At 60.2% G+C, this 12,246-nt stretch carries 12 protein-coding genes and 1 tRNA gene; 12 read left to right on the forward strand and 1 reads right to left on the reverse strand.

The annotated features are described in order from the left end of the window. Positions 1–43 precede the first annotated feature (43 nt). Positions 44–1,939 carry an asparagine synthase (glutamine-hydrolyzing) gene (gene asnB / locus ACEXKH_RS09295; RefSeq protein ID WP_373573899.1) on the reverse strand — a complete coding sequence of 632 codons (1,896 nt, stop codon included), beginning with the start codon at positions 1,937–1,939 and terminating at the stop codon, positions 44–46. A gap of 333 nt (positions 1,940–2,272) precedes the next feature. Between asnB and ACEXKH_RS09300 the strand changes: the two genes are divergently transcribed. From ACEXKH_RS09300 to lysS, 12 genes are all read left to right on the forward strand, one after another. Continuing rightward, the gene (locus tag ACEXKH_RS09300; RefSeq protein WP_373573900.1) at positions 2,273–3,757 is read left to right on the forward strand and encodes a Mur ligase family protein; all 1,485 of its coding nucleotides are present in this window, start codon (positions 2,273–2,275) and stop codon (positions 3,755–3,757) included. A 34-nt stretch (positions 3,758–3,791) separates the two neighbouring features. Next, on the forward strand, positions 3,792–4,703 hold the full coding sequence (locus tag ACEXKH_RS09305; RefSeq protein WP_373573901.1) for an HAD family hydrolase: 912 nt from the start codon (positions 3,792–3,794) through the stop codon (positions 4,701–4,703). A gap of 53 nt (positions 4,704–4,756) precedes the next feature. After that, positions 4,757–5,641 carry a glutamate racemase gene (murI, locus tag ACEXKH_RS09310; protein WP_373573902.1) on the forward strand — a complete coding sequence of 295 codons (885 nt, stop codon included), beginning with the start codon at positions 4,757–4,759 and terminating at the stop codon, positions 5,639–5,641. Between the two features lie 55 nt (positions 5,642–5,696). Then, positions 5,697–6,422 (forward strand): ribonuclease PH, encoded by a 726-nt coding sequence (gene rph, locus ACEXKH_RS09315; RefSeq protein ID WP_373573903.1) that lies wholly within the window; start codon positions 5,697–5,699, stop codon positions 6,420–6,422. 143 nt (positions 6,423–6,565) lie between these two features. Beyond that, entirely contained in the window at positions 6,566–7,207 is a 642-nt protein-coding gene (gene rdgB, locus ACEXKH_RS09320; protein ID WP_373573904.1) for an RdgB/HAM1 family non-canonical purine NTP pyrophosphatase, read from the forward strand. Positions 7,208–7,210: 3 nt separating this feature from the next. After that, positions 7,211–7,657 carry a D-aminoacyl-tRNA deacylase gene (gene dtd / locus ACEXKH_RS09325; RefSeq protein ID WP_373573905.1) on the forward strand — a complete coding sequence of 149 codons (447 nt, stop codon included), beginning with the start codon at positions 7,211–7,213 and terminating at the stop codon, positions 7,655–7,657. Between the two features lie 130 nt (positions 7,658–7,787). Beyond that, complete coding sequence (locus ACEXKH_RS09330) at positions 7,788–8,084, forward strand: Veg family protein (RefSeq protein WP_006234957.1); 297 nt, start codon at positions 7,788–7,790, stop codon at positions 8,082–8,084. Between the two features lie 2 nt (positions 8,085–8,086). Then, entirely contained in the window at positions 8,087–8,983 is an 897-nt protein-coding gene (gene ispE, locus ACEXKH_RS09335; RefSeq protein WP_373573906.1) for a 4-(cytidine 5'-diphospho)-2-C-methyl-D-erythritol kinase, read from the forward strand. Positions 8,984–9,032: 49 nt separating this feature from the next. Continuing rightward, a tRNA-Pro gene (locus ACEXKH_RS09340) sits at positions 9,033–9,109 on the forward strand. A gap of 112 nt (positions 9,110–9,221) precedes the next feature. Further along, a complete protein-coding gene (gene tatA / locus ACEXKH_RS09345) occupies positions 9,222–9,497 on the forward strand; it encodes a twin-arginine translocase TatA/TatE family subunit (protein WP_373198208.1) in 276 nt (91 codons plus the stop codon). A gap of 107 nt (positions 9,498–9,604) precedes the next feature. Continuing rightward, a complete protein-coding gene (gene greA / locus ACEXKH_RS09350) occupies positions 9,605–10,075 on the forward strand; it encodes a transcription elongation factor GreA (RefSeq protein WP_006234960.1) in 471 nt (156 codons plus the stop codon). A 79-nt stretch (positions 10,076–10,154) separates the two neighbouring features. Continuing rightward, positions 10,155–12,119 carry a lysine--tRNA ligase gene (lysS, locus tag ACEXKH_RS09355; protein WP_373573907.1) on the forward strand — a complete coding sequence of 655 codons (1,965 nt, stop codon included), beginning with the start codon at positions 10,155–10,157 and terminating at the stop codon, positions 12,117–12,119. Positions 12,120–12,246: the final 127 nt, after the last annotated feature.

The raw sequence follows: 12,246 nt of genomic DNA on the forward strand, positions 1-12,246 counted from the left end.
AGCTATTTCCGCGTTGCGATAGCTGCGGAAACGCGGGGTCCGTTCAGGCTGTTGCGTTGAGATTGAAAATCAACCCGGCGACTTTGGCGCCCTTGTCCTCGTCGATAAAGAAGCGCTTGTACCAGATGAGGAACGTCAGCGTGGTATAGATCTTGCGCTGGTTGAGCGCGCGACCCTCAAAGTGATCGTCAAGCAGTTTCATGAGCGCATCGGTGTCAAAGAAATCAGCAGCCCACGGTGCGGTGAAGTATTCCTTTACGTAGTCGTAGTACTTTTGCTCGCGAAGCCAGAACTTGACCGGTACGGGGAAGCCCACCTTCTTGCGCGTTGCCCACTCGTCGGGCAGCGTGCGGTTGGCGGCGTGACGCAGGACGAGCTTGCAGCCTTCTTCGTTAACACGGTAGTTGGCGGGAATGTGCTCGGCAAACTCCATGACCTTCTTGTCCAGGAACGGGACGCGAAGCTCCAGAGAATGCGCCATGCACATCTTGTCTGCCTTGAGCAGGATGTCGCCCGGCAGCCACATGTTCATATCCAGATACTGTTTCTTGGAAAGCTCGCAGCAGTTGGGAACCTGCTTGTAGTACTCGGCGCACATCTCGGCGGCGTTCTTGCCGGTGTCATAAGCGGGCTTGAGCACCTCGTCGACCTCGGAGGGATCGAACACCTTTGCCTGACCCACATACCAACGCTCGGGAACCTCGGCGCATTTCGTCAGGAAGTTGTGGCCCTTAAAGTAGGGGAGATGCTGAACGAGCGAGCCCAGGGCGCGACGTACGCCGAGCGGCACGCGCTTCTTAAAGGAGCGCATCTCGGGGGTGTCCTCGTACCACTCATAGCCGGCAAACAGCTCGTCGGCACCCTCGCCCGAAAGGACGACGGTGACCTCCTCGGAAGCCATCTGCGCCAGATAGTACAACGGCACGCTGGACAGGTTCGATTGCGGTTCGTCCATGTGATACTGGATATCGGGCAGCGCATCGAAGAACTCGTCGGCGGTAATCATCTTGCGCACATTCTTGATGCCCAGCTTGTCGGAAAGCTCGGCAGCGTAGTTGGTCTCGTTGAAGTTCTTGTAATCGAAGCCGACAGAATACGTGGTGTCGGGCATGAGACAGGCGGCGATGTAGCTGGAGTCCACGCCGCCAGAAAGGAACGAGCCCACCTTAACATCGGCGATTCGGTGTGCAGCGACGCTTTCGTGCACAACCTTGTCGCACTCGTCCACGTACTCCTCGAAGGTCTTGGAGTTGTCGTCGGTGAAGTCACAGCTCCAGTAACGCTTGATGTCCATGGTGTTGGTCGTCAGGTCATACGTAAAGCAATGCGCCGGGGCAAGCTTGAACACGCCCTTAAAGAAGGTCTCCTCCGTGGCGGGGAATTGCAGCGTCAAGTAGGGGCGTAGCGCGTCGTGGTTGACAGCCTTCTCAAACTTGGGATGGTCCAGGAAGCTCTTGATCTCGGAGCCAAACAGCAGTGAGCCATCGGATGCCTGGTAGTAATAAAACGGCTTGATACCAAAGATGTCGCGAGCGCCGAAGAGTTTGTTCTTGTTCTGGTCGTGAATCACGAACGCGTACATGCCGCGTAGGCGGTTGACCAGGTCCTCGCCCCACTCCTCGTAACCGTGTACCAGGACCTCGGTATCGGCGTTGCAGTGGAAGGCGTAGCCGGCTGCCTCCAGCTCGGCGCGAAGCTCCTGGAAGTTGTAGATCTCTCCGTTGAAGACAATCGTGACCTTGCCGTCGTCGCTCGACATGGGCTGAGCTCCAGCTTCGGAAAGATCGAGAATCGAAAGACGACGGAAGCCAAGGGCAACGTTGTCGACGATATGCTGGCCGCCCATATCGGGACCACGGTGGATGATGCGATTCATCATGGCCGTGAGAACCAGCTCACTCTGTTCATCTGTACCGGTAAAACCGACAAAACCGCACATGCAAGATCCTTTCTGCTGACGGCTCAGGTGTACTGCCGCAAGGATCGCGGCAGCTGATGTCAAATAATCTTTACTATCATGCCAATCTTTTGTTTCGTGATAGGGCATAAGCGCCGAGCGAACCGAAAAAACCACGGCGTGACTCGTCCGGGCTTCCGGTAGCGGTTCCAAGATTTAGCAATCTGTGCCCGATACAAGATTGGGCGGCATATTACGATGGCTGCTAGTATTGAAAGGGTTTTGTTGAATCGGTTTGGTCTCGAGGCAATTGAGGCTGAATTTAGCGAGAGAGGTCTTTGTATGTCGAGTCCGACACAAGAGAAGCTAACTCTGATGCGCTATATAGAGTTGCTCGAGGAAGATGACCTTGTTGTTTCCAGGCCGAGCGCTTCGTGCGACCAGCGCATTGAGTTTGCGACTGACGACTCGCGCCAGGTGCGTCCGGGTACGTTGTTTGTCTGCAAGGGCCGCGCGTTTAAACGTGAGTACCTGCTTTCGGCAATCTCCGATGGCGCCGTGGCCTACGTTTCCGAGGTCGATTACGATGTTGATCTTCCCGCGGTGATTGTGAGCGATATTCGTCGCACGCTCGCCGTGGTGGCAGATGCCTTTTATGGGCATCCGTCGGGTAAGGTGAAGGTCTGCGCCTTTACAGGCACCAAGGGCAAGTCGACCTGTAGCTTTTATCTGCGCGGCATTCTCGCCAACGAGGCCAAGCTTACGGGCTGTCATCGACCCGCTCTTAATACGGGCATTGAGTTCGACGACGGCATCGAGGCAGGCCCTTCCAAACTGACGACCCCCGAATCCTTCCTGCTGCAGTCTCGCATCGCGCATGCTGCGGAGGCGGGTGCCCCGTGGCTGGTTATGGAGGCATCGAGCCAGGGCCTCAAATACGAGCGCACGGGCAAGATCGCCTTTGAAGTCGGCGCCTTTACCAATATCGGCGAGGATCACATTTCGCCGATTGAGCATCCCACGCTTGAGGATTACTTTGCCAGCAAGCTCAAGATTTTTTCGCAGAGCCGCTTTGCTGTGGTCAACCTCGATATGGACCACGTCGACCGCGTGCTCGAGGCGGCGTCCCGCTGCGAGCGCACGGTGACGTTCTCCCTGACCGACGAGCGTGCCGACGTGCTTGCGCTGGCGATTCGTAATGGTGACTGCGGCGTGGTGGCAACGGTGCGCACGCCCCGCTTTACGCGCGACATGGTGATTCCCACGCCGGTTAAATTCAATGTGTCCAACGCGCTTGCCGCTATTGCCTGCGCCGAGGCCCTGGACATTTCCGAAGATGGTATCGTCCATGGGCTCGAGAACGTTTTTGTCCCCGGTCGTATGGAGCTCTACAGGTCGGAATCGGGCAAGATTTTGGGTGTCGTCGATTATGCCCATAACGGCATGAGCCTTGAGACGCTCCTGCGCGATCTGCGAGAGAACTATCCGGAGCGCGAACTCGCGGTGGTGTTTGGCGCCACCGGCGGCAAAGGCGTCGATCGCCGGACCACGATGGGCATCGCTGCCGGTAAGTACGCCGACCGCATCGTGATCACCGAAGACGACCCGGGCCCCGAGAACGTCGAGGACATCTGCGACGAGATCGCACGCAATGTCCGGGAGCAGGGCAACGACAACTGGCAGATTGTGCTCGACCGTTCCGCTGCCATCGAGACCGCCGTGCGCGAGACCGAGCGGCCCGCCGTGGTGATCGTGACGGGCAAGGGCGTTGACGACTACATGCTGCGCAAGAACGGACCCGAGCCTTGCGAGCGCGACGGTTCGATTCTCAAGCGCACCCTTGCGGCGTACGATGCCTAAGACCAGAAGCCCCTTCTACGTAAATGGAGTGACCATGTCCCACAATACCCTGCCGACCGTCGCTGAGCTTTCGGGCGAGATGCGCGAGCGTCTTGCCAAGGTTAAGTACGTCTTTACCGATCTGGACGCCACCATGCTCGCGCCCGGCTCGTGCGTGCTGCGCGACAACGACGGCAACCCCTCGACCAAGCTCGTCGAGGCTGTCGTGGCACTTGCCCGCGCCGGCATCCAGGTGGTCCCCACCTCGGGCCGCAACCGCACCATGATCCACGAGGATGCGCGCGTGCTTGGCCTCAACTCCTACATCGGCGAGATGGGCGGTCTGGTCATGTACGATCTCAAGGCCAACGATTGGGAGTATCTGACCGGTGATATGCCCTACGACCCCGCCTGCGGCCTCACGCCGCATCAGGTGATCGAGCAGACCGGCGTGTGCGAGAAGATTCTCGCCCGCTGGCCGCATAAGATCGAGTACCACAACGACATGTCGACTGGCTACAAGTACCGCGAGGTCACCGTCGGCATGCGCGGCGATGTGCCCGACGACGAGGTCCAGGCCATTCTTGACGAGGCCGGCTGCGGCCTGGTCTGGGCCTGCAACGGCCATCTGACCCATCTGTCCAAACCGACGACGCTCGAGCTCGAACGCGTCGAGGATGGCCGCGCCTTTAACATCAATCCCGCCGGTCTCAACAAGGGCGTTGCCATCGCACGTTTCTGCGAGCACCTTGGTATCGAGCGCGAGGAGACGCTGGCGCTCGGCGATTCCGAGTCCGACTTCTACATGGCTGACCACGTGGGCACGTTCTGCCTGGTCGAGAACGGTTTGACCAGTGCCGGCGCGCCCGAGTTCCTGGATACCTGCGATGACGCCTACGTCACGCGCGGCAAGATTGTCGATGGCTGGGCGGCAACGGCAGAGTTGCTCGTTGCGGCCCGTTCGTAGCGCGCCCCTATCGTTCTGAGCCATATCTTTTCGAGAGAGAATCTGGTGAGGTAATGTCCGATATCGAGAATCCGGCAGGCGACACGCGCCCGATTGGCGTGTTCGACTCGGGACTGGGTGGTCTGACGGTTGCGCGCGCGATCGCGACGGCGTTGCCGCACGAGTCCGTCTACTACTTTGGCGACACCAAGCGCTGCCCCTACGGCACCCGCACCGAGGACGAGGTGCGCACGTTTGCACTGCAGGCGGGCCGTTGGCTGTCGAAGCATGACGTCAAAATCATGGTCATCGCCTGCAATACGGCGACCGCTGCGGCCTTGCGCTTGGCCCAGCAGGTGCTCGACGTCCCCGTCATCGGTGTGATCGCACCGGGCGCACGCGCGGCAATCAACAGCACCCGCACGCGCCGAGTGGGCGTGCTCGCCACCAACCTCACCATTCGCTCAGGCGCTTACACGCGTGCCATTCAGGACCTGGATGCCGGCGTCGACGTATACGGCTGCCCTGCCTCGAGCTTTGTCGAGGTCGTTGAGCACGAGCTCGCCTCGGGCGCGCATCTGCAAGAGCAGTGGCTCGAGAACGAGGACATCTTTGATACGCCTGCCGTACGCGCGCTGGTCGGCGCCACGGTTGAACCGCTGCGCGACCACGGCATCGATACCGTGGTACTCGGCTGCACACACTTTCCGCTGCTCGTGGGGCCTATTCGCCATGCGCTAGGTCCCGGAGTGCGCGTGGTGAGCTCTGCCGAGGAGACCACGCGCGAGCTGACCGATATTCTCACGCGCCGCGAGCAACTGGCGGGCGACGCTGCCGAGCCGCAGCATCGTTTTGCAACGACGGCCGATAACATTGCCGAGTTTGCGGTGGCGGGTAGCTTTATCTTTGGCCAGCCGCTCAAAAGCATCGAGCATGTCGATATCGACGAACTGAAATAGATGTAGGGTTACCGTCCAAAGACTTGCCCTCTTCTTCTGCCGAAAGGATATTTCTATGGAGTACATGCAGGTCAACCGCGCCAACGGCCGTGCCGCCAATGAGCTGCGCCCCGTCAAGCTCACCCGTGGTGTTATGAAACATGCCCACGGCTCGTGCCTGGCTGAGTTCGGCGACACGCGCGTGCTTTGTGCCGCCACCATCGAGGAGGGCGTGCCGGGCTGGCGCAAGGGCGCCAAGGCCGGTTGGGTAACCGCAGAGTATGCCATGCTGCCGGCATCGACCGGTAAGCGTTGCAAGCGCGAGTACGCCAAGCGTAAGGGCCGCTCCATGGAGATCGAGCGCCTCATCGGCCGCAGCCTGCGTACCGTCGTCAACATGAAGGCGCTCGGCGAGTACACCGTTACCGTCGACTGCGATGTGATCCAGGCGGATGGCGGCACGCGTACGGCGAGCATTACCGGTGCCTGGGTGGCGCTGCACGACGCCCTTGCTATGTGGGTCGAGGCCGGCAAGATCGAGCGCATCCCGCTCACGGGCCAGGTTGCTGCCATCTCTATGGGCGTTGTCGACGGCAACACCCTGCTCGACCTGGATTATTCCGAGGACAGCCACGCCGAGGTCGACATGAATCTCGTCGCTACCGATACCGGTGAGATGATCGAGCTTCAGGGCACTGGCGAGCAGGCGCCCTTCGACCGCAAGCGCCTCAATTCCCTGCTCGATTTGGGCGACAAGGGCATTGCCGAGCTCATCGAGCTCCAGCGCCAAGTCCTCGCCTAACCTACCAAAAAGGGACAGGTTTATTTTGGCAGGTTTTATCTGGGAAAACGTCGAAGTATAAGACTGCCGCTGATTAAGAGGGGGAGAGGCCGAGGCCTCGTCGTCCTCAACACGGCATTGCTATAGAGACAAGGAGGCCAGCTATGGCACTTGAGAAGATCGACATCGACACCCTCGACCCGGCGGCGACCATCGTCGTGGCAACGGGCAACGCTCATAAGCTCACCGAGATCGAGGCCATTTTGGGCAAGGTCATGCCAGAGGTGCGCTTTGTGGCGCTCGGCCAGCTGGGCGATTTTGAGGACCCCGAGGAAAACGGCACGACGTTTTTGGAGAACGCCATCATCAAGGCGCAGGCCGCCGTCGAGGAGACGGGGCTCATGGCCATCGCCGATGATTCGGGCCTGGTCGTCGACGCGCTGGACGGTGAGCCCGGTGTGTATAGCGCGCGCTACGCGGGCGTTCACGGCGACGATGCCGCCAACAATGCCAAGCTGCTCGTGAATCTGGAGGGCGTGGCCGACGAGGACCGCACTGCGCGCTTTATGAGCGTCGTCGCGCTCATCGACACGGACGGTTTGGTCACCTATGGTGAGGGCGCCTGCGAGGGCGTTATCGCACGCGAGGGCCGCGGCGATCACGGCTTTGGCTACGACCCGCTGTTCCTGCCGGTCGACACGCCGGGCAAGACCATGGCCGAGCTGACGGCGGACGAGAAGAACGCCATCAGCCATCGCTTCCATGCGCTCGAGCACCTATCCGCCAAACTGACGGGCGAGGAGTAGGCCGTGCGTGCGGTGGTGCAGCGCGTGCTCAACGCCGGCGTGACGGTCGACGGCGAGTGCGTGGGCAAAATTGGGCGCGGCTATCTGGTGCTGCTGGGCGTGGGCCACGGCGACACGCGCGCCGAGGCCGATAAGCTGTGGGGCAAGCTCCGGGGCTTACGCATTAACGAGGACGAGAACGGCAAGACCAATCTGGCTCTTGCCGATGTCGACGGCGAGGTTCTCGTGGTGTCGCAGTTCACGCTGTTCGCCGATTGCCATCACGGCCGCCGCCCATCGTTTACGGATGCCGGCGCCCCCGATGTCGCCAACGAGCTCTACGAGTACTTCCTGACGCTTGTGCGCGAGGACGTCGAGCACGTAGCGCATGGCATCTTCGGCGCCGACATGAAGGTCGACCTCGTCAACGACGGTCCATTCACCATCGTCTTGGACACCGATAGTCTGTAAGTAGTCAATTTGGGACGGGGCTTATTTAGCTACTTGCGTATGGCGTCAGCAGAGTGCTATAGTATTAGAGTTTTGTCTATCTTAGGGGTATTATCCCCTTTTTGAATTGCACCTTCTGGAGGCCCTGTTCATGGAAGAGATGGAAGTCAATCACGTCGACGACATCCACGAGAAGCTGACCGATATGGTGGGCGATCGCGTTAAGGTGAAGGCCAACATGGGCCGCACCCGCGTCGTCGAGCGCATGGGCACCATCAAGAGCGTCCATCCGGCAGTCTTTATCGTCGAGGTCGACGAGCGCCGTGGCCGCAAGTCGCGTCAGTCCTACCAGTATATTGATGTTCTCACCGGCCAGGTCGAGCTGTTCGACCCCGAGAGCGGCGAGCACATTTTTACCCCGCTCGGCAATCAGCTCGAGGAGCACTAGCGGTGACCGATTGGTCCCTGACCCTTTCCGCGCCGGCAAAGATCAACCTCTATCTGGGGGTTCATACCGAGCGTGACGACCGCGGCTACCATAAGGTCGATTCCCTGATGGCAGCCGTCGGTCTTGTCGATACCGTGACGGTTACGCCGGCACAGGCGCTGACCGTCCAGACGATTCCGGCATCTGACTTTCCCATGCAAAAGAATACGGCGTATCGAGCTGCGGTTGCTATGGCCGAGCATTATGGTCGCGAGGCAAATATCTGCGTGACGATTGAGAAGCGCATTCCATTGTGCGCCGGCTTGGGCGGTCCCTCGACGGATGCGGCCGCGGTCATTGTCGCCTTGGCGGAGCTCTGGGGAATTGATCGCACCGACCCCGCGCTCGACGACATTGCGCGGGGCATTGGTGCTGACGTCCCGTTCTTTTTGCACGCGAGCCCTGCGTTCTACGTAGGCGGGGGAGATGTGCTGGCAACTGAGTACCCCGCACTGCCCGCAACGCCCGTCGTGTTGGTCAAGCCGCGCGAGGCAAGCGTTTCGACAATTGAAGCCTATCGACGTTTTGACGAGACCCCAGCGCCTGCGGACAAGCCCGGAGCGATCGCATCTGCCCTTCGCTCGGGAGACGCAGAGGCGGCCTACACGCTCGTCCACAACAACCTGGGAGTCATTTCCGCGCAGATGGAGCCGCGGATTCAAACGGTGCTCGACTGGCTTCGTTCACAGGACGGTACCATTGCCGCAAACGTGTGCGGTTCGGGTGCCTGCTCGTTTGCTCTCTGCGATAGCGCCGCCACGGCAGCCAATTTTGCGGCAGCCGCTCAACAAAACGGCTGGTGGGCTTATGCAACGGAGCCCGTTTCCGACACGGTTCGCATTGAAGCGCCAAAGAAGTAAAAATTTCTCTGGCATACGACGGAAATCTTTGTTACTATAGTCGAGCTAACGGGTTGTGGCTCAGTTTGGTAGAGCACTGCGTTCGGGACGCAGGGGTCGCTGGTTCAAATCCAGTCAACCCGACCAGAGCATGAGGAGGGACCGCTTATTGCGGTCCCTTTTTTTAGCTATTGTTGTGATACCGCGACACCCGCGGTATACTCATTCGAGCTTGTCTCGCTGTATTGTGGAGGTCTACATGTTTGGACTGAGGGCTCCTGAGCTCATCATTATTCTCGTTGTTGTCCTGATTATCTTCGGGCCCAAGAACCTGCCGAAGCTCGGCAAGTCCCTCGGCTCTACCGTCAAGAATATCCGCGAGGGTATGGAGGGCGACGATAAGGGCGAAACCAAGCAGGCCGAGGAGGTTGTGGTCGAGGAGTCCGAGGAGGACAAGGAGATCGCAGAGCTCGAGGCCAAGCTCGCTGCTGCCAAGCAAAAGAAGGCAGAGGACAGCGACGCGGACGCAGAGTAGTCCCATCCCTTTGGGGTGAGCACCTGACCGGCTTGCCCGCAGGCTAGCCGGTCTTTTTTCGTTTTGTTGACAGTTGATCGTTACATCATAGTTGGGGAGATATCCGTATGGACGCAAGCCAGATCGTACTGACCGCTGAGGGCCGCCAGAAGCTCGTCGAGGAGCTCGCTTGGCGTGAGGGCGATTACGCCAAGGAGATCGTCGAGGACATCAAGGAAGCCCGCGCGTTCGGCGACCTTTCGGAGAACTCCGAGTACGACGCCGCCAAGGACAAGCAGGCCCAGAATGCTGCTCGTATCGCCGAGATTCAGGCCATCCTCGCCAACGCTCAGGTTGCTGCCACCACGGGCGATCTGACCGTCTCCATCGGTTCCACCGTTTCTCTGATCGATCCCAACGGTGAGGTCATGGAAGTCACGCTCGTCGGTACCACCGAGACCAACTCGCTCGAGCACAAGATCTCCAACGAGTCTCCGGTCGGCCACGCCATCATCGGTCACGGCGAGGGCGACTCCGTCGAGGTCGTTACGCCTTCGGGCAAGACCCGCGTCTACACCATCGCCAAGATCGCACGCTAGACCACGGTCCCGCGTAAAGGTATGTTTTCGCTCCCTGGGACCGAATCCTGGGGAGCGTTTTAGTTTGAGGAGCTATCTTATGGCAGAAAACCAGAACGCCGCCGAGCAGGCATCGACGCTCAACGACGAGCGCGCCACCCGCCTGGCCAAGCGCGCCGCCCTGTTCGAGGCGGGCCAGAACCCCTATCCCGAGCACTCCGAGATTGAGGACTACGTCGTCGACATCGAGACTAAGTACGCCGAGCTCGCCGATGGCGAGGACACCGAGGACATCGTGAAGATCGGCGGCCGTGTGGTCGCCAAGCGCGGTCAGGGCAAGATTATGTTCATCGTCGTGCGCGACGCGACCGGCGAGATCCAGCTGTTCTGCCGCATCAACGATATGGACGAGGCCGCTTGGAACACGCTCAAGGCACTCGACCTGGGCGATATCCTGGGCGTGACCGGCGTAGTCGTGCGCACCAAGCGTGGCCAGCTTTCCGTTGCCCCCAAGAGCGCGACGCTGCTCTCCAAGGCTGTTCGCCCGCTGCCCGAGAAGTTCCACGGTCTCTCCGACAAGGAGACCCGCTATCGTCAGCGCTATGTCGACCTGATCGCCAACGACGACGTTCGCGAGACCTTCCGCAAACGCTCGCAGATCCTCTCCACGTTCCGCCGCTTTATGGAGTCCGACGGCTACATGGAGGTCGAGACCCCTATCCTGCAGACCATCCAGGGCGGAGCAACTGCCAAGCCGTTCATCACGCACTTCAACGCGCTCGATCAGGAGTGCTACCTGCGTATTGCCACCGAGCTGCACCTCAAGCGCTGCATCGTCGGTGGTTTTGAGCGCGTGTTCGAGATCGGCCGCATCTTCCGTAACGAGGGCATGGACCTTACCCACAACCCCGAGTTCACCACGATGGAGGCCTACCGTGCCTTCTCCGACCTCGAGGGCATGAAGGCGCTCGCCCAGGGTGTCATTAAGGCGGCTAACAAGGCCATCGGCAACCCCGAGGTAATTGAGTACCAGGGCCAGACCATCGACCTTTCTGGTGAGTGGGCCAGCCGTCCCATGACCGATATCGTCTCTGACGTGCTCGGCAAGCAGGTCACCATCGACACGCCGGTTGAGGAGCTTGCTGCCGCCGCACGCGAGAAGGGCCTGGAGATCAAGCCCGAGTGGACCGCCGGCAAGATCATCGCCGAGATCTATGACGAGCTGGGCGAGGACACCATCGTCAACCCCACCTTCGTGTGCGATTACCCCATCGAGGTTAGCCCGCTTGCCAAGCGCTTTGAGGATGACCCGCGCCTGACCCATCGCTTTGAGCTGGTCATCGCCGGCCACGAGTACGCGAACGCGTTCTCCGAGCTCAACGACCCGGTCGACCAGGCCGAGCGCTTCGCTGCCCAGATGGCCGAGAAGGCCGGCGGCGACGACGAGGCCATGGAGTACGACGAGGATTACGTGCGCGCCCTCGAGTACGGTATGCCTCCTGCGGGCGGCATCGGCATCGGTATCGACCGCGTGGTCATGCTGCTCACCAACCAGGCTTCCATCCGTGACGTGCTGCTGTTCCCGCACATGAAGCCCGAGAAGGGTTTCCAGTCCGGTGCCGCCGCTGCCAAGGCTGCCGAGGCCGGCAACACCGCGAGCCCCTTCGTCAAGCCGCTCAAGCCCACGCTCGACTACTCCAAGATTGCCGTTGAGCCGCTGTTTGAGGAGTTCGTCGACTTTGATACCTTCTCCAAGAGCGACTTCCGCGCCGTGAAGGTCAAGGCATGCGAGGCCGTCAAGAAGTCCAAGAAGCTGCTGAACTTCACGCTCGACGACGGCACCGGCACCGATCGCACCATCCTCTCCGGTATTCACGATTATTACGAGCCCGAGGACCTGGTCGGCAAGACCCTGCTCGCCATCACCAACCTGCCTCCGCGCAAGATGATGGGCATCCCCAGCTGCGGCATGCTCATCAGCGCCATCCACGAGGAGGAGGGCGAGGAGCGCCTCAACCTGATCCAGCTCGACGCTTCCATCCCTGCCGGCGCAAAGATGTACTAATTAGTTACGCGGTTCTACGAACCGCGTAACGGTTCGACGCTGCGCGACGTCCAGAGCGACAATTTGTCATTCAAAAGGCAAGGCATGACCAGAAGGTCTATGCCTTGCCTTTTTCATGCCAACTTGT

The sequence above is a fragment of the Collinsella aerofaciens ATCC 25986 genome, assembly GCF_964259375.1.
In the GTDB taxonomy this organism is placed as follows: domain Bacteria; phylum Actinomycetota; class Coriobacteriia; order Coriobacteriales; family Coriobacteriaceae; genus Collinsella; species Collinsella aerofaciens_BO.

Excerpts from the sequence above, each read along its gene's own strand:
- ACEXKH_RS09305 (WP_373573901.1), top strand. The coding sequence starts at position 3,792 with ATGTCCCACAATACCCTGCCGACCGTCGCTGAGCTTTCGGGCGAGATG.
- greA (WP_006234960.1), top strand. The coding sequence starts at position 9,605 with ATGGACGCAAGCCAGATCGTACTGACCGCTGAGGGCCGCCAGAAGCTC.
- rph (WP_373573903.1), top strand. The coding sequence starts at position 5,697 with ATGGAGTACATGCAGGTCAACCGCGCCAACGGCCGTGCCGCCAATGAG.
- murI (WP_373573902.1), top strand. The coding sequence starts at position 4,757 with ATGTCCGATATCGAGAATCCGGCAGGCGACACGCGCCCGATTGGCGTG.
- ACEXKH_RS09300 (WP_373573900.1), top strand. The coding sequence starts at position 2,273 with ATGCGCTATATAGAGTTGCTCGAGGAAGATGACCTTGTTGTTTCCAGG.
- ACEXKH_RS09330 (WP_006234957.1), top strand. The coding sequence starts at position 7,788 with ATGGAAGAGATGGAAGTCAATCACGTCGACGACATCCACGAGAAGCTG.
- lysS (WP_373573907.1), top strand. The coding sequence starts at position 10,155 with ATGGCAGAAAACCAGAACGCCGCCGAGCAGGCATCGACGCTCAACGAC.
- rdgB (WP_373573904.1), top strand. The coding sequence starts at position 6,566 with ATGGCACTTGAGAAGATCGACATCGACACCCTCGACCCGGCGGCGACC.
- tatA (WP_373198208.1), top strand. The coding sequence starts at position 9,222 with ATGTTTGGACTGAGGGCTCCTGAGCTCATCATTATTCTCGTTGTTGTC.
- asnB (WP_373573899.1), bottom strand. The coding sequence starts at position 1,939 with ATGTGCGGTTTTGTCGGTTTTACCGGTACAGATGAACAGAGTGAGCTG.